The sequence below is a fragment of the Herbaspirillum sp. Her4 genome, assembly GCF_057961335.1.
The window spans coordinates 5,191,961-5,214,612 of record NZ_CM176330.1 but is presented as its reverse complement, the minus strand read 5'-3'; the positions used below and the strand labels follow the sequence as shown (position 1 = coordinate 5,214,612).

Genomic DNA, 22,652 nt, shown 5'->3' with positions numbered 1-22,652 from the left:
CTCCGCTGTCATCAATGGGGCTGCGCCTGCCTCAGAATCCGACGTTCTGCCCGCCCTTGAGCTGCAGCATCGCGCGCGCCTCGTCGGGCGTCGCCACCTGCAAGGAAAGCGCCTCGATCACGGTGCGGATGCGGCGCACCTGGTCGGCATTGCTTTTGGCCAGCTGGCCGGGGCCATCCCAGAGTGAATCTTCCAGCCCCACGCGGGTATGCCCGCCCATGGCGGCGGCCATGGTGGCAATCGGGATCTGGCCGCGCCCGGCACCCAGCACCGACCAGAAGTAGGCGTCGCCGAAGAGGCGGTCGGCGGTGCGCTTCATGTGCATCACGTCTTCGACATCGTTGCCGATGCCGCCGCGCAGGCCGAAGACCGACTGGATCAGGAAGGGCGGCTTGATCAATCCACGGTCGATGAAGTGCGCGGCCGTGTAGAGATGGCCGATGTCATAGCACTCGATCTCGAAGCGGGTCTGGTTGGCGCTGCAGGATTCAAGGATGTAGGCGATGTCCTTGAAGGTGTTGCGGAAGATGCGGTCATCGGAGCCGGCCAGGTAGGGCTGTTCCCAGTCGTAGTTGAAATCCTTGAAGCGGTTCAGCATTTCATACAGGCCGAAGTTCATCGAGCCCATGTTCAGGGAGGCCACTTCCGGCTTCAACTGCAAGGCCGGTTGCAGCCGCTCTTCCACCCCCATGGTCGGCGCGCCGCCCGTGGTGAGGTTGATGACCACGTTGGAGGCGGCCTTGATCTGCGGCAGGAATTTGCGGAAGGCGTCCGGATCCTGCGTCGGTTTGCCATTCTGCGGATCGCGCGCATGCAGGTGCACGATGGCGGCGCCGGCGTCGGCCGCCGCCAGGGCTTCGTCGCGGATCTGCTCGGGCGTGACCGGCAGGTAGGGCGACATTGAGGGGGTATGAATGGCACCGGTAATGGCGCAGGTGATGATGACTTTGCGAGGCTGGGCCATGGGGCTAGCTCCTGAAAAGATGAAGGAAAAGGAAAGAAGGCCGTTGCGCCGGCTCAGGCCAGCGTTTCCACGTTGCCGCACACCGACAGGCTCTGGCCGCTGATGGCCGCGCCCGCGGGCGAGCAGAGGAAGAGGATCTGGTTGGCAATATCCTGGGCGCTGACCATGCGCCGCAGCGAGACCTTGGAGAGCAGCCGTGCGCGCATTTCTTCATGTTCGATGCCGTAGGCCGCTGCCTTGGCCGCCACGATGCGTTCCTGGCGCGGCCCTTCGACGATGCCGGGCAAGACGGCGTTGACGCGGATGTTGGACGGCCCCAGTTCGATGGCCCAGGTCTCGGTCAGTCCGATGACGCCATACTTGGAAGCCGAATAGGGCGTGCGCAGTGCAAAGCCCAGCCGGCCGGCAACTGAAGAGATGTTGATGATGGCCCCGCCGCCGTTCTGCTTGAGCATCGGCACCGCACGCCGGGTGCAGAGGAAGGGGCCGGTCAGGTTGATGGCGATGGTCTGGTCCCAGTCGGCCGGAGCGATGTCTTCCACCGGCAGGGTGGGTCCGGCGATGCCGGCATTGTTGACCAGCACGTCCAGCCGTCCATCCCAGCGCGAGGCCAGGTCGGCGAACATGGCATCGACCTCCTCGGGCCTGGCCACGTCAGTGCGGCTGAAACTCACCGCCGCGCCTGCCAGGCGGGCACGGGCATCGGCCAGGAAAGCCTCATTGATATCGCAGACATGCACTTGAGCGCCTGCTTTGATGAACGTTTCTGTAATTGCGAGGCCGATGCCCTGGGCACCGGCGGTGACGATGACTTTCTGGTCCTGCAGATTCAGTTCCATGGGTTTGTCTCCTGAGGGGTTCATCCGGCCCGGATGCCAGCGCTGGCTGGTCTTGTCGTGGGGGGCGGTCGGGTGCGGACGACTGTAGTAGAGCCGGACCGGAGCGTCAACGACAGCATCCTGACCAGCGGCTACCGATGAAATCGGCCGATCCCGCCGCCAGAGCGCATGGGAAGCGGGCTGGCGCGCAGCGGCGACGAGGGTGGGACGGGGACAGGTGAACAGATTGCGCCGCAAGGAAAAACTTTCATCAATCGCCGGGGAAGGCAGGTGGGCAGGGCGTCGCTGCCGCGCTGCATCAAAATTCACGGGAGCGTGGCAGGCTGTTGGTACAATGCCCACTTTTCGCCACTTCCCCTCTTTCACACAGGCTTATGGATATCCTTCTGTTCCTGGTCGATTTCATCGTCCACATCGACCGTCACCTGGCCGAACTGGCCGTTTCCTATGGACCCTGGCTGTTCCTGATCCTGTTCCTGATCATCTTCTGCGAAACCGGCCTGGTGGTCACGCCCATCCTGCCGGGTGATTCGCTGCTGTTCGTCACCGGTGCACTGGCTGCTACCGGGGCTTATGACATCCACCTGATGCTGCTGACCCTGATCGTGGCCGCCATCCTGGGCGACAGCACCAACTACCAGATCGGCAAGATGCTGGGGATCAAGGTGTTCGACAAGCCGAATTCGCGCATCTTCAAGAAGGAATACCTGGAGAAGACCCATGCCTTCTTCGAGAAGCACGGCGGCAAGGCCATCATCATTGCCCGCTTCGCGCCCATCGTGCGCACCTTCGCACCCTTCGTGGCAGGCGTGGGTGCGATGACCTATTCGCGCTTCTTCCTCTACAACGTCATCGGCGGCATCGCCTGGGTGACCAGCTTCGGCTATGCCGGCTACTTCTTCGGCAACCTGCCTATCGTCAAGAAGAACCTGAGCCTGTTGATCGTGGCCATCGTGATCCTGTCGGTCCTGCCGGGCATCATCGAGTACTTCCGCCACAAGCGCCGTCCGGGCTGATCGTCCGGCCCGACTTCGAGGCAATAAAAATGCCGGTCAGCGCTGCGCAGCGCTGACCGGCATTTTTCTTTTGTTGAGCTGTCAGGCGTGGTTTAGTCCTGCTTGCCGCCATATTGCACATCCGGCCGCAACGGCGTCTTGCTGGACGCGGCCCGCACGTATTGCGGCGGCCACGCCACGTCTTCGCGCAATTGCTGCGCGGCATGCAGCGGCCAGTAGGGATCGCGCAGCAGTTCGCGCGCCAGCAGCACCAGGTCGGCCTGGCCTGTGCGCAGCACGTGCTCGGCCTGGATCGCTTCGGTAATCATGCCGACCGTGCCGGTGGCGATGCCCGTTTCGCTTTTGACACGCGCGGCAAAGCCGGTCTGGTAGCCGGGGCCGACGGGAATGGCCGCCGAGGGCAGGTTGCCGCCCGTGGAGACATCGACCAGATCGACACCCATGTCACGCAGGCGGGCCGAGAGCGCGACCGTGTCATCGGCATTCCAGCCGCCTTCGGTCCAGTCGGTGGCCGACAGGCGCACCAGCAGCGGCAGTTCGGCCGGCCAGACGGCGCGGGTGGCTTGCACCGTTTCCAGCAGGAAGCGGATACGGTTCTCGAAGCTGCCGCCATATTGGTCGGTACGCTTGTTGCTCAGCGGCGAGAGGAACTGGTGACCCAGGTAGCCGTGCGCACCGTGCAGTTCGATCACCTTGAAGCCGGCAGCCAGCGCGCGACGGGCGGCGTCGGCAAAGGCCTGCACCAGCGAGGCGATCTCGGCCACCGTCAAGGCGTGCGGCTCGGTATAGGTCGTGTCGAAGGGCAGAGCCGAGGGTGCCTGTGGCAGCCAACCACCCTCGGCCACCGGCACGCTGCCGGCCGGGCCATCCCAGGGGCGCAGGGCGCTGGCCTTGCGCCCCGCATGAGCCAGCTGGATGCCGGGGACGGCACCCTGCTGTTCGATGAAACGGGTAATACGGCGCAGCGGCGCGATGTGCTCATCCTTCCAGATGCCGAGGTCGGCGCTGGTGATGCGGCCTTCCGGCACGACCGCGGTGGCCTCCATGATGACCAGGCCGGCCCCGCCCACGGCGCGGCTGCCCAGATGCACCAGGTGCCAGTCGTTGACGAAGCCATCCTCGGCCGAGTACTGGCACATCGGCGAGACCGCGATGCGGTTGGGCAAGGTGACGCCGCGCAGGGTCAGCGGCGAAAACAATTGACTGCTCATGCAAGAACTCCTGTCATGTCGTGGCATCGGGACGATGCCGAGATGCGCAGTCTAGGGGATTTCCAAAAAGTGCGTCGGCGCCCCCCCGCGTGTTGCCTTATTGCGTCTCGAACTGCAATGCCGCCAGGCTGGCGTAAAGCCCATCGCGGGCCACCAGTTCGGCATGAGTGCCGGTCTCGACGATGCGCCCGTGTTCCAGAACGATGATGCGGTCGGCCCGCTGCACGGTGGCCAGGCGGTGCGCGATGACCAGGGTGGTACGACCGACCATGGCGGCTTCCAGGGCGCTTTGCACCAGGCGTTCGGATTCTGCATCCAGCGCGCTGGTGGCTTCATCCAGCAACAGCAGGGGCGGGTTCTTCAGCAATGCGCGGGCAATGGCGATGCGCTGGCGCTGGCCGCCGGAGAGACGCACGCCGCGTTCACCGAGGAAGCACTGATAGCCGTCCGGCAGGCGTTCGATGAACTCATGGGCTGCCGCCATCTGGGCGGCGGCAATCACTTCCGCATCGCTGGCACCGGGGCGGCCGAAGCGGATGTTTTCCATCGCATTGGCCGAGAAGATCACGGTGTCCTGTGGCACGATGCCGATCGCATTGCGCAGGTCCTGCAGGGTCAGGTAGCGGATGTCCACGCCATCGAGCCGGATGCTGCCCTGCTGCGGATCGTAGAAGCGCAGCAGCAGCTGGAACAGCGTGGTCTTGCCGGCCCCCGAAGGGCCGACCACGGCGACCGTTTCTCCTGCACGCACGTCCAGCGAGAAGCCCGACAGCGAGGCGCTGCCGGGGCGCGAGGGATAGTGGAAGTCCACGGCATCGATCTGCAGCGCGGCGCCATTGGCGGTGCGCGGCGGCAATTTCTCCGGCAGCAGCACGGACTGCACCGGCGACTGCGCCGCCAGCAGGTCGAGCAGGCGTTCGGTGGCACCTGCAGCGCGCTGGGTATCGCCCATCACTTCCGACAGCGCCCCCAGCGAACCCGCCACGAGGGATGCGTAAAGGATGAACTGGCCCAGTTCGCCGCCGCTCATGCTGCCTTGCATGACCGCATGCGCGCCCAGCCACAGCACGAAGACGATGGCACCGAACACCAGCAGGATCGCCACCACCGTCAGCAGCGAACGCGCACGGATGCGGTCCATCGCGGTCTGGAAGGCGCGCTCGACCGAGTCGCCGAAGCGGCGCGCTTCGATCTCCTCATGGGTGAAGGCCTGCACGGTCGGCATGGCGTTGAGGATTTCGCCGGCCATGGCGGCGGCGTCGGCCACGCGGTCCTGCGAGGCGCGCGATAGCTTGCGTACGCGGCGGCCATAGAACACGATGGGCAGCACCACGGCGGCCAGCATGACGATGATGATGGAGGTCAGCTTGGCACTGGTGATGAAGAGCATGCTCATGCCGCCGAGGAACAGCAGGGCATTGCGCAGGGCCATCGAAATGCTGGTGCCGACCAGGGTCTGGATGAGCGTGGTGTCGGTGGTCAGGCGCGAAAGGACTTCGCCGGTCTTGGTGGTTTCGAAGAATTCGGGACTCTGCGTCACCACGTGGGCATAGACCGCACTGCGCAGGTCGGCCGTCACCCGTTCACCCAGCCAGGAGACCATGTAGAAGCGCGCCGCCGTGGCCACTCCCAGCACGCAGGCTACGCCGAACAGCGCCACGAAATACAGGTTGATGTGCGTGGCGCTCTTGCTGCCGGCGGCACCAAAGCCGAGGTCGATCATCTGCTTGAACGCATAGGGCACGGCCAGCGTGGCACCGGCTGCCACCAGCAGCGCCAGGCCGGCCAGCAGGAATTGCTTCTTGTAGGGGGCGAGGAAGGGAGCCAGTCCGCGCAAGGCTGCCAGAGCGGATTTGCGGGCAGTGGGGGAGTCGGGGCCGGGCGGCACGTCAGGGGCAGGTGAGTCGGTGCGGAGAGGAGTCGTGGAGGACATGGAAATGGATGAGCTGTTGAGGCCGCCAGGCCAACCGGTCCGTGCATGTTGCCGCACGGTCAGAGACACTGGCCACCGCCGGAAAAATCTTGTTGCCGCGTTGAACCAACGGAGGCTGGCTTACTCGGAAGAGGCATAAGTATAGACAGTCCGCGCATGGATCGCGCGACCGCAAGCGTATCGCAATGTTGTTCGTCAGCCATTGCTTGCCTGCATCACCCTGCTAGAGTATCCGGATTCGGGCGTGGTCGGCCCGACCGGAGCAGCGCAGCAGCAGGCATCAGCATCATCCCAACCCCACACCGGCAAGGAGAGTCGCTTGGCCCAACCCGCACTGATCCCCTCCCCATGGGAGGCCGCGCCGAAAGTACGCGCACCGCACGCCGAACTGCTGGCCGGGCTCACCGCCCGCGAAGCGGTCATCTCGCCCAAGTATTTCTACGATCCGCTGGGCAGCAAGCTCTTCGAGGCCATCTGCGCCTTGCCCGAGTATTACCCTACCCGTACCGAGGCGGCCATTTTCGCCGCGTATCAGGAAGCCATCGCTGCCGCCGTCGGCCAGTCCTGTACGCTGATCGACCTGGGCGCAGGCAACTGCGTCAAGGCCGCTTCGCTGTTCGACGCGTTGCGGCCGCGCCAGTATGTGCCCGTGGATATTTCCACCGATTTCCTGCACCAGTCGGTGGCGAGTTTGCAGAAGCGCTTCCCGGAGTTGCCCATGCTGCCGCTGGCGATGGATTTCTCGGCCACGCTGGCGCTGCCGGAGACGGTGGATGCGCAGCGCCGGCTGTTCTTCTATCCCGGCTCCTCGCTGGGCAATTTCGATCCGGCCCAGGCGCTGGATTTCCTGCGCCGCGTGCGTGCAGCCCTGCCGGCCGGACCGGGTGAGGGCGGCATCCTGATCGGACTGGATCTGGTGAAGGATGCGCGTGTCCTGGAAGCGGCCTACGACGATGCCATCGGCGTGACGGCAGCGTTCAACCTCAACGTGCTCAACCACGTCAACGCCCTGGCCGGGACCGACTTCGCCCCGCGCGACTGGCGCCACGTGGCCTTCTACAACGCGCGCCAGCAGCGCATCGAAATGCATCTGGAAGCACGGCGCGACCTCATCGTGCGCTGGCCGGGCGGGCGTCGCACCTTCCACCAGGGCGAGCGCATCCATACCGAATACAGCCACAAGTTCACCGAGCAGGACATCCTCGGCCTGCTGGAAGAGGCCGGATTCGGCAATTGCCGTATGTGGTTCGATGAGCGGCGCTGGTTCGCGGTGTGCCATGCGCAGGCGCGTTGAGGAAGGTTTGGGACGCTTGCCGATGTTGATTCAATGATTCTTGCAGGAGACCGGATGCCTTCCGTCATTACCCATGATCGCGCCACCACCCACGACGACGAGCTGGCCGAACAACCCATGGCGGTGGTCGCAGCGGCCACTGCCGCCACCATCGATGCGGTCATCGACGCCGCCGTCCAGCAGGTCAACCATCGACCGCGCGAACGGCTGGGCGATCGCTACCGGCGTCTGCGCCGACAGTCGCTGCTGATCGCCGAGCCGCTTTCGGCCGAGGATTGCTGCGTGCAGGCCATGCCCGATGCCAGCCCCATCAAGTGGCATCTGGCGCATACCACCTGGTTCTTCGAGACCTTCCTGTTGGAGCGTTTCCAGAGCGGCTTCACACCTTTCCATCCGCAGTTCCGCGTGCTCTTCAATTCGTATTACGAAGGGGTCGGCGAGAAATTCCCGCGGCCGCAGCGCGGCCTGCTCACGCGCCCCTCGCTGGACGACATACTGGCCTACCGCGAGCAGGTGGACGCACGCATGTTGCTGCTGATCGATGCGCTGGAGGCCGACCCGGCCGAAGCGGAGGAGGCCCACCCGCAACTGGCGGGCTTCCTCTCCTTGCTGGAACTGGGCATGCAGCATGAGCAGCAGCACCAGGAGTTGATGCTCACCGACATCAAGATCCTGCTGTCGATGAACCCGCTGCAGCCTGCGTACCAGCCGCTGCCGATGAACCTGCAACTGGATGATCCGGCCGCGCTGGAGCTGCAGTGGCATCGCATCGAAGCCGGTGTGGTGGAGATCGGCCATGCCGGCAGCGGCTTTTGCTTCGACAACGAGACCCCGCGCCATCGCCAGTTCGTCGAGGCTTACCAGTGTGCGTCGCGGCTGGTGAACAACGCCGAATACCTGGCCTTCGTCGAGGCCGGTGGCTACGAGGACGCGGGGCTGTGGCTGTCTGAAGGCTGGGAATGGAAGAAGCAGGAGGGGCTCTCGCATCCCCTGTATTGGCGCCGTGGCGCTGATGGGCAGTGGCGCGAGTTCACCGAGTATGGCGCGCAGCCTCTGCAGCCGCATGCGGCTGCCGTGCATCTCTCGTATTACGAGGCCGATGCCTATGCCCGCTGGGCTGGTGCGCGCTTGCTGACCGAAGCCGAATGGGAACATGCCGCCGCACGCTTGCAAGGAAGCGGACGTGAATTTTTTGGCGTGGCCTGGCAGTGGACCAGCAGCAGCTATGCGCCTTACCCCGGCTTCAGCGCTGCACCGGGTGCGGTGGGTGAATACAATGGCAAATTCATGGTCAACCAGTACGTGCTGCGTGGCTCATCCTCGGCCACACCACTGAACCATGCGCGGCTGACCTATCGCAACTTTTTCCCGGCGACCGCACGCTGGCAGGTCAGCGGCATACGGCTGGCCCGCCAGGGCTGATCGGTTTTTCCAGCTTCAGTTTGTTGCCAGGGCCGCCTGGCCCTGGTCCGTGCTACGCGCAATATTTCTGAAATACGCTTGAAGTCTCAGAAGGTTTCCCACTCTTCCGATTTCTCTTCCTTGCTGCTGGCGGGTAGTGCACGTGGTGCTGGCGCAGCGGCAGGGGCGCGCACTGCCTGCGGTTTGACGGGTGCGGGCTTGCCTGGCAGGGCCGTGGCCGGTGCAGGTGCCGCGCTGCGCAGCGGTGCGGCTTGCATGACCGGTGCGGGCGCAGCGCCCCGCTCATCCAGACGGAATACGCTCACCAGTTCCAGCAGCCGCTGCGCCTGATCCTGCAAGGCCTGGGCCGCAGCGGCGGCTTCTTCCACCAGCGCGGCGTTCTGCTGGGTGGTGTTGTCCATCTGCATGATGGCCTGGTTGACCTGCTCGATGCCATCGCTCTGCTCACGCGTGGCAGCGGAAATCTCGCCGACGATGTGGCTGACCTGCTCAATGCTCTGCACCACCTCATCCATGGTGCTGCCCGCCTGCGCCACCAGTTCGGTACCGGCCGTCACTTGTCCGACGGAATCATTGATGAGTTCCTTGATCTCCTTGGCGGCAGTGGCCGAGCGTTGCGCCAGTCCGCGCACTTCCGAGGCCACCACGGCGAAGCCGCGGCCCTGCTCACCGGCGCGCGCCGCTTCGACCGCGGCATTCAGGGCCAGGATGTTGGTCTGGAAGGCGATGCCGTCGATCACCGAGATGATGTCCACGATCTTGCGCGAGGAGTCATTGATGGCCCCCATGGTCTGCACCACCTGCTTGACGGCCTGGCCGCCCTGATTGGCCACTTGCGTCGCATTGCCGGCCAGCTCGCTGGACTTGCGGGTGTGGTCGGCATTCTGCTTGACGCTGGAAGTCAGCTGTTCCAGCGAGGAGGCGGTTTCTTCGAGCGCGCTGGCCTGCTCCTCGGTGCGCGAAGAGAGGTCCAGGTTGCCGGTGGCGATCTGGGTCGAGGCGGTGACCATGGAGTCGGTACCGCGCCGCACCTCCAGCACGATGGCCTTGAGCTTCTGGTTCATGGCGGCCAGTGCCTGCAGCAGGCGGCCGGTTTCATCGGTCGAATGTGCATCGATGACCGCAGTGAGATCACCTGCTGCCACGGTCTCGGCCACTTCCACCGCGCGGCTCAGCGGACGGGTGATGCTGCGCGAGATGGTCCAGGCGATGAAGGCGGCGAACAGCGCCGCCAACACACCCGACACCACCATGATGTTGCGCGTGGTGGTGTAGGTGGCCTCGGCATCGGCGACGGACTTGTCCATCAGCTTCTGCTGCATGTCGGACAGGTCATCGAGCTGGCCGAAATACTGCTTTTGCAGCGGCACCATCTTTTCCAGCATCAGCTTGATGGCGGCATCCTTCTCACCAGTGGTGGCGAGCCGGTCGATCTCTTTGCGCAGGGCCGAGTAGCTCTTGCGGGTTTCGGTGACCTTGTCGAACTTGGCGCGTGCCTCGGGATTGGTGATCAGACGACCCAGTTCATCGTAGAGCTTGGTGTTCTCTGCAGAGAGCGTTTCGATGGTCTTCCGCTCATTCTCAATTTGCGCCGGATCGGTCATGAACAACTGGTTGCGCAGCGAGATGGCGACATCATCCACCTTGCCGGATATGGCATTGACGATGTTGATCTTCTTGTAGCGGTCATTGACTACCAGTTCCAGCGACTCGTTGATGTCGCCCAGCCGGGCCATGCTCAGCGTGACGATGGCAGCGATCACGAGGATCAGGGCCGAAAAGCCGATGGTCAGACGCGTGGAAATGTTGAGATTGTTGAAGCGCATGATTTTCCCCCCGAAAAATGTGGATGCGACTTGCATGGTAGAGATGTCACCGTGGCGTGTGTCTTTGACTGGTGTGACAACCAGAAACCTATATTAAGCCAGTTACGCGCAATCAGAACGTTTAACTCAAGTAATTTCTGCAGAGTTGTTGGCATCAAGGAAAGCCGCGGCTGGCGCGGGTTTCCGGGCGTCAACGTGGCAGCCGGACCACAGTGGCAGAAGGACAAGATCAACGGCAGAGCTTGATGCAAAGTGACGCGCCGTTAACGCAACAACGCCGCCCGGTAGGGCGGCGTTGCGTTCAGGAAATGGCCGGGATCGCCGGCCGGATTCCGTTTCAGGCAGCCTTGGCCTGTGCGGAGCCAGCCTGGTTGGCGCTCTCGCTGATGGCGATCTGACGGTTCACGGCAGACAGCACGGCCTTGAAGGAGGCGGTCACGATGTTGGCATCGATGCCGACACCGAAACCGGTCGGCGCTTCATTCAGGCGCAGCTCGATGTAGCTGGCGGCCTTGGCGTCGGCACCGGCACCGATGGCGTGTTCATGGAAGTCCATCAGCTTGATGTCCAGGCCCAGCGCATGCACGAAGGCATCGATGGGACCGTTGCCGCTGCCGCGCACGGTGACCGGCTGGCCATTGCGCACGATGTCGACTTCGATGTTGATGGACTCGGCCTTGGCGGTGTCTTCCGACATGCGGTGCGCGCGGTAGACGTAGGGTTCGACGCGCTCCAGGTATTCACGCTGGAAGATGGCGTGGATGTCGGAGGCAGCGATTTCCTTGCCGGTGGCATCGGCTTCGCGCTGGATGGCGCGCGAGAACTCGATCTGCAGGCGGCGCGGCAGGGCCAGGCCATATTCCTGTTCCAGCAGGTAAGCCATGCCGCCCTTGCCGGACTGGCTGTTGACGCGGATGACGGCATCGTAGCTGCGGCCCAGGTCGGCCGGATCGATCGGCAGGTAGGGCACTTCCCAGATGGCGTCCGGCTGTTGCTTGGCGAAGCCCTTCTTGATCGCATCCTGGTGCGAGCCGGAGAAGGCCGTGAAGACCAGGTCGCCCACATACGGATGGCGCGGATGCACCGGGATCTGGTTGCACTCTTCCACCACCTGGCGCACCACGTCGATGTCGGAGAAGTCCAGGCCCGGGTTCACGCCCTGGGTGTACAGGTTCAGTGCCAGCGTAACCAGGTCGACGTTGCCGGTGCGCTCGCCGTTGCCGAACAGGCAGCCTTCGACGCGATCAGCGCCGGCCATCACGGCCAGCTCGGCCGAGGCGACGGCGGTGCCGCGGTCATTGTGCGGGTGCACCGAGATGATGGCGCTGTCGCGATGCTTCAGGTTGCGGCACATCCATTCGATCTGGTCGGCGTAGACGTTGGGGGTGGCGCACTCGACGGTGGAGGGCAGGTTCAGGATGATCTTGCGCTCTGGAGTGGCACCCCAGGTTTCGCAGACGGCATCGCAGATGTCCTTGGAGAAATCCAGTTCGGTGGTGCTGAAGGATTCCGGCGAGTATTCGAAACGCCATTCGGTACCCGGACGCGCATCGGTCAGTTCCTTGACCAGGCGGGTGCCGGTGACGGCGATGTTCTTGATCTCCTCGCGCGACATGTTGAAGACGATCTTGCGGAAGGCCGGGGCCACCGAGTTGTACAGGTGGACGATGGCCTTCTTGGCACCTTCCAGCGATTCGACGGTGCGGCGGATCAGTTCTTCGCGCGACTGGGTCAGCACGATGATGGTGACGTCATCGGGAATGCGGTTCTCGACGATGAGCTTGCGCACGAAATCGAAATCGGTTTGCGAGGCAGAGGGGAAGCCGACTTCGATTTCCTTCAGGCCGGTCTTCAACAGCAGTTCGAAGAAGCGCAGCTTGCGCTCGGCGTTCATCGGTTCGATCAGGGCCTGGTTGCCATCGCGCAGGTCGGTGCTCATCCAGATCGGCGGCGTGTCGATGACCTTGCTGGGCCAGGTGCGATCGGGCAGGTCGATGGCAGGGAAGGGACGGTATTTGGCGGCGGGGTTGCTTAACATCATGATGGGCCTCTTGGTTTCCGGATGGCGTGGAATGCTTCAGTTCAAGTACTGGAATGCTTCAGTGCGTCAGATGTGGCGGATCGGGTTGCCTGGCTGCCACGAGCGCGTGGCCAGGCAACCCTTCATAGAGCCAGAGGCGGCATCTCCCGCAGCACACGGCCGGCCGGCAAGGGCTGCGTGCGCTGGTTGCAGATTGTGCGGATCATCGAATGCATATGCTTCGCCTGGTGGGCAGCGACGTCGGCTTCATCACGGATGGCGCGTCACTGCCTGGTTGTACTGCGAGTACTGCTGGATTTTTTGAGGTTGCCAGATCGCGTGGAGTCAGCGGAAACGGCAGGAACTACGAATTTTAGCGCGAGGCTAGTAGTAGCGACACCGATAGCAACGCTAGCAGGGCGCTGGCGCTGTTGTGGCGGATGGAGGTGATTGCTGCGGAAGTCATCCGTGCAATGTAGAAGATCGGGCCGGCGTCTGTCAAGGGCTATCTTTTTTACAAGCGTAAAAGAAGAGCGCGCTCCAATAATTTCGTTGCTAGAATCGTCTTGTTAATAACCAGCGGGTCATTTATTTTATTGCTGCTGCATCAATTCCTTGTGAGGATGGAACGCCGCCGGGTGAAAATGCTCAAAAACAAGCACTGCAGTAGTCCTTTTTCCATATAAGGCACGACGCATGTCGCGCTGGTACCGGCGCCCGTGTCTGCCACGAACAACGAACAACAGTAGGGCGAGGCCTCCGCCACCCGGGAGCGCATCGCCAGGAGCCGTCATCATCCATGCAAAAACGCACCGACCTCATCGTTTGCGAAGAATGCGACGCCGTCTACCAGCGCATGGCGCTGGGTGAGCGCGAAATCGCCCGCTGCCTGCGCTGCGGTGCTGAGCTGGAGCGCGATACCGGCCGCCGCCTGCAGCATCTGCTGCCGCTGACCATCGGTGCGCTGATCCTGTTCGTGATCGCCAATACCTTTCCCATCGTCACCATCGAACTGCAGGGCTTGTCCAGCCAGACGACGCTGATCGGTGCGGTAGTGGCACTGACCCGCGATGGCATGTCGGAAGTGGCGCTGCTGGTGCTGGCGACGACCTTGCTGTTCCCGCTGATCCAGCTCGGTGTGCTGCTCTACCTGTTGCTGCCGGGAGCGCGTGATACGCGTCCGCCGGGCTTCGTGCTGCTGCTGCGCCTGATGCAGGCAGCCCGGCCCTGGGGCATGATTGAAGTCTTCATGCTGGGCGTGCTGGTGGCGCTGATCAAACTCTCCAACATGGCCGAGGTGATTCCCGGTCCGGCGCTGTGGTCCTTCGGTGGATTGACGGTGCTGCTGACAGTGGTGGTGTCCTTCAATCCACGCTATCTGTGGCACGTATGGGAACAGCAGCAAGCCGAGCAATATGGCGACAAGGAGGCTGGCGCATGAGTGTCTTCACCCGCCAGGCTGCACCGCACGTGCCCGACCTCACTCAGGAGCCGGACGAAGACCTGCCCGTGCAGGATGCCGCGTCCCTCGGCGTGATCGGCTGCCATCACTGCGGCACCGTATGGGAAGGCGCGCAGCCCCATCAAGCCTGCGGCGTGTGCCATGCACCGCTGCACGTGCGCAAGATCGACAGCCTCACCCGCACCTGGGCGCTCCTGATTGCCGCCTGCATCATGTACATCCCGGCCAACATGATGCCGGTGATGGTCACCAGTACCCTCTTCGATGAGCAGCGCGACACCATCCTTTCCGGCGTCATCTATTTCTGGACTTCCGGCGAATGGGGCCTGGCACTGGTGGTGTTCGTGGCCAGCTTCCTGGTACCGCTGTTCAAGCTGGTGGCGCTGGGCATCCTGGTCTTCTCGGCGCGCCGCCGCAGCCGCTGGCGCCGTCTCCAGCGCGCCAAACTGTATCGCGTGGTCGAGGCCATCGGACGCTGGTCCATGCTGGACGTCTTCGTCGTCTCGGTGCTGACCGGACTGGTCAAGATCCACGGCTTCGCCAACATCCACGCCGGCATTGGCATCGCCGCCTTCGGTGCGGTGGTGGTGCTGACCATGCTGGCCTCGCTGGCCTTCGATCCGCGCCTGATCTGGGATGAGCGCGCGACCGATCCGGCTGCGGACGTCTCAAGTGAGCCTCTCCCCGAACCTGCTTCTCCCCATGACAACGCCAACAAGCCACAGGAAACCGCATGACTCCACCCGACCATTCCGATGACAAACCGGCGCTGCTGCAACCGCGCCGCGCACGCCAGCGCAACTGGCTGCCCTCGCTGGTGTGGCTCATTCCCATCGTCGCCGCCATCGTCGGGCTGACCCTGGTCGCCAAGATCCTGGTCGAACGCGGCCCGATGGTGACCGTCAGTTTCCGTTCTGCAGAAGGACTGGAAGCCGGCAAGACCAAGGTGAAATACAAGGATGTCGAAATCGGCCAGGTGCAGAGCCTGAAGCTGGCCGCCGACCGTTCGCACGTGCTGGTCGGTATTCAGCTGAACCAGGATGCCTCAGGATTCAATGCCGAGGACACGCGTTTCTGGGTGGTCCGTCCGCGCATCGCCGCCTCCGGTATTTCGGGGTTGGGCACCTTGCTTTCCGGGGCCTACATCGGCGCGGATGCCGGTGCTTCCGAAGAAACCAAGAAGAACTTCGTGGGCCTGGAACAGCCCCCCATCGTCACGCGCGATGCCTCGGGCCGCCAGTTCGTGCTGCATACCGATGACCTCGGTTCGCTCGATATCGGTTCTCCCATCTTCTATCGCCGCATCAAGGTCGGGCAGGTGGTGGCGTATGACCTCGACAGTGATGGCCGTGGTGTGACGCTGCGCATCTTCGTCAACGTGCCCTACGACAAGTTCGTCACCCAGGCTTCGCGCTTCTGGCATGCCAGCGGCTTCGACATGGAGCTCAATGCCAGCGGCTTCAAGCTGCATACGCAGGCGCTGTCGACGGTGGTGCTGGGCGGTATTGCCTTCCGCGACCGCGATGAAGAGCGCGTGAGCCCCCCGGCCAAGGAGGGCAGCGAGTATCCGCTGGTGGAAGACGAAAGCACCGCCATGAAGGAACCGGACGGCGTACAACAGACCGCACTGCTGTATTTCGACCAGTCGCTGCGCGGCCTGCAACCGGGTGCCACGGTGGACTTCCGTGGCGTGGTATTGGGTGAGGTCAAGAGCATCGGGGTGGAATACGACAAGACGCGTGGTGAATTCCGCATGCCGGTGCTGGTGCAGATCTATCCGGATCGTTTGGGCCGTCGCTTCCACGAAGAGACCGGCGAGCAGCGCCGTTCCAACGCGCAGGTATTGCGCATGCTGGTCAAGCGCGGCATGCGTGCCCAGCTGCGCAACGGCAACCTGTTGACGGGCCAGCTGTACGTCGCGATCGATTTCTTCCCCAAGGCCAAGCCGGTGCAGATCGATCCGGACAAGGTCCCGCTGGAACTGCCGACCATCCCGGGCAGCCTGGATGAATTGCAGCAGCAGCTCTCCGACATTGCCGGCAAGCTCTCCAAGGTCCCGTTCGACGAGATCGGGCGCGATCTGCAGACCACGCTCAAGACCTTGAACAAGACCCTGACCACGGCCGAGCAGACGGCGGCCCGCATCAACAACGACATCGCACCGGAGATGCAGGCGGCGATGAAGGATGCGCGCAAGACCTTGAATGCGGCCGAGCGCACGCTGTCGGACGACGCGCCGCTGCAGTCGGATATTCGCCAGACCATGCAGGAGCTGAGCAAGGCCGCGGCCTCGATCCGTATCCTCACCGATTACCTGCAACAGCATCCGGAATCGCTGATCCGGGGCAAACAGGAGCCATGATGCAAGACAAGACTTCGTTCTCCCTCAAGACCCTGACGGCCGCCGCACTGGCCGCAGCACTGCTGGCTGCCTGCGGCAGCTCGCCGCCGACGCAGTTCTACACGCTGGCTGTACCGGCCGACGGTGCCGTCGCGCGCACGGCCAGCCAGGGACCGCAGACCTTCATCGAAGTGATGCCGGTGTCGGTGCCGGAACGCCTGGCGCGGCCGCAACTGGTGGTGCGCAGCGATGCCACGCGGGTGGAGGTGCTGGAGCAGGACCGCTGGTCTTCGCCCTTCAACAATGAATTGCGCGATGCGCTGTCTGCGGGCGTGGCGGCAAAGCTGGGGGCCATTGACGTCTCGCGTGGGGGGCGACCGGCGGACCAGGCCAGCTATCGCATCAACGTGGAACTGCGTGATTTCGACGCAGCCCGCAACGGCCAGGTCCAGGCCAGCTTCGGCTGGACCATCACGCGCTCGGATGACCGCCGCGGCGCGGCTTGCCGGCTGACAGTAGTGGAACGAGTGGGCGGCGGTGCCAATTCCGACGTCGTCGCGGCCACGCAGAAGGCGGTGGAGCGGGCGGTGCAGGCGATTGCCGATAACGTGCGAGCTTTGCAGGCGGGGCAGGGTGGGCAGTGCTCCGCTTGAAGTGGTATTAAAGGCTTTCGGAAATCGCTGGCGCATTGCGATGCATGTAGAATCGCCGACGGGAGGAAATAACCCAAATCGGATTGAACCGATTTACCCGAGGGTGGCCCGTGCCGACGATCAGCATGTTTTATGGAATTGTGATCCAGATGTTTTATCGAGATCACTCACCGCCGCATTTTCATGTGCGATATGGTGAATACAAGGCAGTAATTGATGTGAGGAAGCTGGCGCTGATGGATGGCCGATTACCTCGAAGAGCCCTGCAACTGGTGCTTGATTGGGCTGAACTACATCAGGCAGAGTTGATGGAAGACTGGATGCTGTGTCAGGAAATGCAGGCTCCCAAGCCGATAGCGCCACTGGAGTGATGTCATGGAATGGGATGTCGTTGAAGTCAAACTTTCCGGCGAATATGCATTGCAGGTTCGCTTCAGGGATGGCGTGGAAGGGTCGGTCAGGTTCCTGCCGAGTTTCTTTCGCGGTGTGTTTGCTGAGCTGCAGGACCCCGCGCAATTCAGCCGGGTGCGCTTGGTCGATGGTGTGGTGACCTGGCCTGGCGAGCTGGATCTGGCACCAGACGCCATGCATGATGAGATCAAGCGCAATGGCCAATGGCTGCTTGCATGATCAAACCGCGATGAGCGCACCAAAGAAAAAGCCGCTTCCTTGGAAGCGGCTTTTCAACATCAGCACAGCTTGCAGCGATCAGCGATCGCCGTAGGAGCGACGCGGGCCGTCGGCGCGGAAGCCGCCGCCATTGCCCTTGTAGCCACCGCCGCCGCCGCCTTCGCGACGCGGGCCGTTGCCGGCCGGCTTGGCGCCGCCGAAGCTGCGGCCTTCGCGGTTGCCGCCGAAGCCGCCTTCGCGATGGCCGCCTTCACGGTTGCCGCCGAAGCCGCCTTCGCGATGGCCGCCTTCACGGTTGCCACCGAAGCCACCTTCGCGATGACCGCCGCCTTCGCGGTTGCCAGCGCCGAAGCGCGGACCGCTGTTGCTGCGGCCATCACCCGGACGCCAGCCGCCCGGCTTGCGCGGGCTGCGCGGTGCAGCCGACTTCTTCGGCTCGAAACCTTCGACCACATCCACCGGAATGGTCTGCTTGGTGAAGCGCTCGATACGCTTGACCTGCATGCCTTCGGCGTGATTGACCAGCGAGATCGCCACGCCATTGCGGCCGGCACGGCCGGTACGGCCGATACGGTGCACGTAGTCTTCAGCGAACTTGGGCAGGTCGTAGTTGAACACGTGGGTGATGCCCGGCACGTCGATGCCGCGCGCTGCCACGTCGGTAGCCACCAGCATGCGCACCTGGCCGCGGCGCAGGCTGTTCAGGGTACGGTTGCGGGCACCCTGGTGCATGTCGCCATGCAGGGCGGCGGCCGCGAAACCGGCGATGTTCAGGCGATCGGCGATGGTGTCGGCGTCACGCTTGGTGGCGGTGAAGATCACGGCCTGGTCGATGCTGGTGTCGCGCAGCAGGTGGTCCAGCAGGCGGTTCTTGTGCGAAAGGTCATCCACGAAGTGCACCCGCTGCATGATGTTTTCATGACGGGTCGACGAGCTGGCGATCTGGATGGTCAGCGGGTTGTTGGTGATGCGCTTGGCCATGTTGCCGACAACGCCGTCCAGCGTGGCCGAGAACAGCATGGTCTGGCGGGTGGCCGGGGTCGCGGCGACGATCTTTTCGATGTCGTCGATGAAGCCCATGTCCAGCATGCGGTCGGCTTCGTCCAGCACCAGGATCTGCAGCTGCGAGAAGTCGATCTTGCCCGACTCCATGTGGTCGATCAGGCGGCCCGGGGTCGCCACCAGGATTTCCGGGTTGCGCGACAGCAGTTGCATCTGCTTCGGATAAGGCATGCCGCCCAGGATGGACACCACGCGCACACGGCGCATGTAGGCACCGTATTTGTCAGTGGCGGTGGTCACTTGCAGGGCCAGTTCGCGGGTCGGGGTCAGCACCAGCATCTTCGGCTGTGCCGGCTGGTAACGCGGACGCTCGCCACGGGCACGGGTAGCCTGGCGTTCCTGGTTGGGGGTACGGGCTGCTTGCGGCGCCTGCGGCAGGTCTGCCAGCTGGTGCAGCGAAGGCAGCATGAAAGCGGCGGTCTTGCCCGAGCCGGTCTGCGAGGACACCAGCAGATCCTGGCCGCTGATGGCGGCGGGGATGGCCTTTTCCTGGACCGGGGTCGGGGAGGTATAGCCTGCTTCGGTCAGGGCTTTGATGATCGAAGGGTTCAGGCCGAGTGCTTCAAAAGTCATAATCTCTTTCGTGAAAGTGAACGCCAGGCACGAGACGGGCGCACGCAAGCGCGCCTGGCATCGAGTGCCTGAACGAAAAAAAGCAACGCCAACCGACGAAATGACTATGAAAAATACAAAGAAATTTCGGCACAAAAGCTTTGCGCCGGGACGGCATCATCAAGGGATGCCAGGGGCGGGGGGCTTTTACTGGGAACTTGTCGTAATGACAGGTAAGGCTTGCGAAGCTGCTTGGACAAATACGGCTGGAAACGCTGCAGGACAGATTTCACGTCCGATTCGCCTGTGCATTGGTTATTGCAATGCACAAGGCGAATCATACCCTAAAACATCGGAATTAGCACGAGGCTATTTCGAGAAACTGTCTCTTTATTGTGGGGGACGCTTGCTTAATCCGGCAATTACTCTGCCATTCCGCCCACCACGCGGGAGAAGCCACCGTCCACGTAGGTGATTTCGCCGGTGATGCCCGAGGCCAGGTCGGAGAGCAGGAAGGCCGAGGCATTGCCGACGTCTTCGATGGTGACGTTGCGGCGCAGCGGGGCGGTCGCGGCTACGGCGCCCAGGATCTTGCCGAAGCCCTTGATGCCGCTGGCGGCCAGAGTCTTGATCGGACCGGCGGAGACGCCGTTGACGCGCACGCCCTTGGGGCCCAGCGATTCGGCCAGGTAGCGCACCGAGGCTTCCAGCGAGGCCTTGGCCAGGCCCATGGTGTTGTAGTTGGGTACCACGCGCTCCGAACCCAGGTAGGTCAGGGTCAGCAGGGCGGCGTTGGACGACAGCAGCGGCATGGCCGCCTTGGCCATGGCCGGGAAGCTGTAGGCGGAGATATCGTGGGCGATCTTGAAACCTTCGCGCGAGAAACCTTCCAGGAAGTCGCCGGCAATGGCTTCGGAGGGGGCAAAGCCGATGGCGTGCACCAGGCCGTCGAGCTGGGTCCAGGACTTGCCGAGATCGGCGAACAGGGCATTGATCTGCTCATCGCTGCCAACGTCGCAGTCGAAGATCAGCTTGCTGTCGAATTCTTCGGCGAACTTGGTGATGCGGTCCTTGAAGCGTTCACCGACATAGGTGAAGGCCAGTTCAGCGCCTTCGCGCTTGCACGCCTGGGCGATGCCGTAGGCGATGGAACGGTTGGACAGCAAGCCGGTGATCAGGATTTTTTTGCCTTGCAGAAATGCCATGTTGACTCCGTAGGGTCCGCCGCGTGCGGTGCGCCTCTGGCTGGCAGAAGCAGGCGCGGCGCGGCCGGTAAGTAATAGCGGCAGCGCGCGGGGCGGCAGCCGGGATGGGACAGACCCGGATTGTAGGGGCTAGCGGCAGGCGGGGCAACCTTTGCAGCGCTGGCAGGGCAGGGTGTAGCGGGCCGGGCTGCATTTGTTAAGTTGCTTTAATTGCTTCCCTGTAATCGCTGCTCTCTTTACAATGCCCCGACACGGAAATCGTTTCCCGATCCCGTCCTGCAGGCTGCAGGCAGTCGGCCAGAGCCCACAGGCGCGGGACTTGCTTGCCCCCGAGACATCACCGCCCACGAGAGTGCAGACAGACAACCGCATGGTCCCGCCCCTGAAGACAGCCAAGATTTTCCTTTCCTGCCTGCTGGCCGCCGCCCTGGCCCATGGCACCCCGGCCGCCGCCGAGCCCGCCTTTTCCCTGTATGACACCCCCAAGTACGGGCCCGGCTTTACCCATTTCGACTACGTCAATCCGGATGCGCCCCGGCGCGGCACGCTGTACCTTGCCAATCCGGACCGCCGCACCAGTTTCGACAAGTTCAATCCGATGTCGATGAAGGGCGTGGCCGCCGCCAACGTCGACCAGCTGATGTTCGAGACACTGGCCGTTTCCTCGGGAGATGAGGTTGCCACCGTCTATGGCCTCCTGGCCGACGATATGAAGCTGGCTGCAGATCGCATGTCGATGACCTTCCACCTCAATCCCAAGGCGCGCTTCAACAATGGCGACAAGGTCACCGCCGAGGATGTGAAGTATTCCTTCGATACCCTGATCGCCAAGGGCGCGCCGCAATACAAATCGGTCTTTGCCGATGTGAAGGGCTGTGTGGTGGTCGATGCCGCCACGGTGCGCTTCGACTTCGCCAGCAACAACCATGAGTTGCCGCTGATCGTCTCCAGCGTGCCGGTCTTCTCAAAGAAGTGGGCCCAGGGCACACCCTTCGACCAGATCCAGCTGACGCCGCCCATCAGCACCGGTCCCTACCTGATCGAAAGCTATGACACCGGCCGCAGCATCATCTACAAGCGCAATCCGGACTACTGGGGCAAGGATGTCCCGGCCCGGCGCGGCATGTTCAACTTCGAGCGTATCGTCTACCGCTTCTACAAGGATGACCTGGCACGGCTGGAAGCCTTCAAGGCTGGCGAGTTCGACGTGGTGGTGGAATACAGCGCCAAGAACTGGGCACGCAGCTATACCGGCCCGCAGTTCCGCGACGGCCGCATCGTCAAGAAGGAATTCAAGCATTCCAACGGCGCCGGCATGCAGGGCTTCGTGATGAACCTGCGGCGCGACCAGTTCAAGGATGTGCGGGTGCGCCAGGCCATCGGGCTGGCGCTGGATTATGAATGGATGAACCGCCAGTTGTTCTACGGCCAGTACACGCGCATCTACTCCTTCTTCAACAACAGCCAGCTGGCGGCCACCGGTGAACCGCAGGGCGATGAGCTGGCCTTGCTGAAGTCGCTGCAGGCCAAGGGCCTGAAGGTCGATCCGGCCGTCTTCGGACCGGCACCGGTTCCGCCCTCGACCAATCCGCCATCTTCCTTGCGCGCCAACCTGCGCCAGGCGCGCGAACTGCTGGCCCAGGCCGGTTGGGTGTATCGCGACGGGGCCGTGCGCAATGCCCAGGGCGTGCCGCTGTCCTTCGAGATCCTCGATGACCAGAGTTCGATGTCGCGCGTCATCAGCGTCTTTGCGCGCAACCTGCGTACGCTGGGCATCGACGTGGTCCAGCGCAGTGCCGACTACGCGCTGGTGGCCAAGCGCATGGAAGACTTCGATTTCGACATGACCAGCGTGCGCTTCCCCGATACCAGCAGCCCCGGCAACGAACTGTTCGACATGTTTGGTTCGCGCGCGGCGGACGAAAAGGGCTCCAACAATGCCTGGGGCCTGAAGGACCCGGTGGTGGACCAGCTGGTGCAGACGGTGGTGGCCGCCGATACGCGGGTCAAGCTCACCGCTGCGGCCCGCGCCCTGGACCGCGTGCTGCTGCACAAGTACATCGTGGTGCCGCACTGGTATTCCTCCACGCACCGCATCGCCTACCAGAACCGCTTCGGGATTCCGGCAGTGGCCCCGCTGTATTACCAGGCCGATCCCTACGTGATCGGCACCTGGTGGGAGGAGAAGGCGCGATGAGGCAACAGATGAATGAAAAGACCAA

18 protein-coding genes are annotated in these 22,652 nt (G+C 63.2%); 10 read left to right on the top strand and 8 right to left on the bottom strand.

The annotated features are described in order from the left end of the window. Positions 1 to 31: 31 nt before the first annotated feature. Together kce and ACWFUC_RS23620 are read right to left on the bottom strand one after the other, a co-directional pair. Positions 32 to 964 carry a 3,5-dioxohexanoate:acetyl-CoA acetone transferase gene (gene kce, locus ACWFUC_RS23625; protein WP_134223076.1) on the bottom strand — a complete coding sequence of 311 codons (933 nt, stop codon included), beginning with the start codon at positions 962 to 964 and terminating at the stop codon, positions 32 to 34. 53 nt (positions 965 to 1,017) lie between these two features. Continuing rightward, entirely contained in the window at positions 1,018 to 1,803 is a 786-nt protein-coding gene (locus ACWFUC_RS23620; protein ID WP_121045303.1) for an SDR family oxidoreductase, read from the bottom strand. 374 nt (positions 1,804 to 2,177) lie between these two features. Here ACWFUC_RS23620 and ACWFUC_RS23615 point away from each other — a divergent pair, with 374 nt between their 5' ends. Then, complete coding sequence (locus ACWFUC_RS23615; RefSeq protein ID WP_489623519.1) at positions 2,178 to 2,819, top strand: DedA family protein; 642 nt, start codon at positions 2,178 to 2,180, stop codon at positions 2,817 to 2,819. 92 nt (positions 2,820 to 2,911) lie between these two features. Here the strand turns inward: ACWFUC_RS23615 and ACWFUC_RS23610 are convergent, their stop codons facing one another. Beyond that, a complete protein-coding gene (locus ACWFUC_RS23610) occupies positions 2,912 to 4,030 on the bottom strand; it encodes an NADH:flavin oxidoreductase/NADH oxidase (RefSeq protein WP_134137507.1) in 1,119 nt (372 codons plus the stop codon). A gap of 97 nt (positions 4,031 to 4,127) precedes the next feature. Continuing rightward, entirely contained in the window at positions 4,128 to 5,963 is a 1,836-nt protein-coding gene (locus tag ACWFUC_RS23605) for an ABC transporter transmembrane domain-containing protein (protein WP_489623518.1), read from the bottom strand. A 319-nt stretch (positions 5,964 to 6,282) separates the two neighbouring features. Here ACWFUC_RS23605 and egtD point away from each other — a divergent pair, with 319 nt between their 5' ends. After that, a complete protein-coding gene (gene egtD, locus ACWFUC_RS23600; protein WP_489623517.1) occupies positions 6,283 to 7,257 on the top strand; it encodes an L-histidine N(alpha)-methyltransferase in 975 nt (324 codons plus the stop codon). A 54-nt stretch (positions 7,258 to 7,311) separates the two neighbouring features. After that, entirely contained in the window at positions 7,312 to 8,679 is a 1,368-nt protein-coding gene (gene egtB, locus ACWFUC_RS23595; RefSeq protein ID WP_276841929.1) for an ergothioneine biosynthesis protein EgtB, read from the top strand. A gap of 86 nt (positions 8,680 to 8,765) precedes the next feature. On the opposite strand, the gene ACWFUC_RS23590 is transcribed toward egtB, so the two are convergent. Both ACWFUC_RS23590 and leuA read right to left on the bottom strand, forming a co-directional pair. Next, positions 8,766 to 10,505 (bottom strand): methyl-accepting chemotaxis protein, encoded by a 1,740-nt coding sequence (locus ACWFUC_RS23590; protein ID WP_489623516.1) that lies wholly within the window; start codon positions 10,503 to 10,505, stop codon positions 8,766 to 8,768. Positions 10,506 to 10,842: 337 nt separating this feature from the next. After that, a complete protein-coding gene (leuA, locus tag ACWFUC_RS23585) occupies positions 10,843 to 12,546 on the bottom strand; it encodes a 2-isopropylmalate synthase (RefSeq protein ID WP_034332326.1) in 1,704 nt (567 codons plus the stop codon). 778 nt (positions 12,547 to 13,324) lie between these two features. On the opposite strand from leuA, the gene ACWFUC_RS23580 reads away from it, so the two are divergent. From ACWFUC_RS23580 to ACWFUC_RS23555, 6 genes are all read left to right on the top strand, one after another. Then, positions 13,325 to 13,966, top strand: a complete 642-nt coding sequence (locus tag ACWFUC_RS23580) for a paraquat-inducible protein A (RefSeq protein WP_039784491.1) — start codon at positions 13,325 to 13,327, stop codon at positions 13,964 to 13,966. Further along, complete coding sequence (locus ACWFUC_RS23575; RefSeq protein WP_286866135.1) at positions 13,963 to 14,724, top strand: paraquat-inducible protein A; 762 nt, start codon at positions 13,963 to 13,965, stop codon at positions 14,722 to 14,724. The genes ACWFUC_RS23580 and ACWFUC_RS23575 overlap by 4 nt, the downstream gene beginning before the upstream one ends. Beyond that, entirely contained in the window at positions 14,721 to 16,349 is a 1,629-nt protein-coding gene (locus tag ACWFUC_RS23570; protein ID WP_489637373.1) for a PqiB family protein, read from the top strand. Before ACWFUC_RS23575 ends, ACWFUC_RS23570 begins: the two co-directional genes overlap by 4 nt. Then, the gene (locus ACWFUC_RS23565; RefSeq protein ID WP_489623514.1) at positions 16,346 to 16,981 is read left to right on the top strand and encodes a PqiC family protein; all 636 of its coding nucleotides are present in this window, start codon (positions 16,346 to 16,348) and stop codon (positions 16,979 to 16,981) included. The genes ACWFUC_RS23570 and ACWFUC_RS23565 overlap by 4 nt, the downstream gene beginning before the upstream one ends. A 110-nt stretch (positions 16,982 to 17,091) precedes the next feature. Continuing rightward, positions 17,092 to 17,352: a DUF4160 domain-containing protein gene (locus tag ACWFUC_RS23560; RefSeq protein WP_413457434.1), complete on the top strand. Its 261-nt coding sequence runs from the start codon at positions 17,092 to 17,094 to the stop codon at positions 17,350 to 17,352. 4 nt (positions 17,353 to 17,356) lie between these two features. After that, on the top strand, positions 17,357 to 17,611 hold the full coding sequence (locus tag ACWFUC_RS23555; protein ID WP_489623513.1) for a DUF2442 domain-containing protein: 255 nt from the start codon (positions 17,357 to 17,359) through the stop codon (positions 17,609 to 17,611). Between the two features lie 78 nt (positions 17,612 to 17,689). On the opposite strand, the gene ACWFUC_RS23550 is transcribed toward ACWFUC_RS23555, so the two are convergent. Further along, positions 17,690 to 19,246, bottom strand: coding sequence for a DEAD/DEAH box helicase (locus ACWFUC_RS23550; protein WP_489623512.1), 1,557 nt, complete (start codon positions 19,244 to 19,246; stop codon positions 17,690 to 17,692). Between the two features lie 401 nt (positions 19,247 to 19,647). Beyond that, positions 19,648 to 20,430 (bottom strand): enoyl-ACP reductase FabI, encoded by a 783-nt coding sequence (gene fabI / locus ACWFUC_RS23545; RefSeq protein ID WP_039784497.1) that lies wholly within the window; start codon positions 20,428 to 20,430, stop codon positions 19,648 to 19,650. A gap of 370 nt (positions 20,431 to 20,800) precedes the next feature. Between fabI and ACWFUC_RS23540 the strand changes: the two genes are divergently transcribed. Continuing rightward, a complete protein-coding gene (locus ACWFUC_RS23540; protein WP_310159827.1) occupies positions 20,801 to 22,627 on the top strand; it encodes an extracellular solute-binding protein in 1,827 nt (608 codons plus the stop codon). The last annotated feature ends 25 nt before the right edge of the window (positions 22,628 to 22,652 follow it).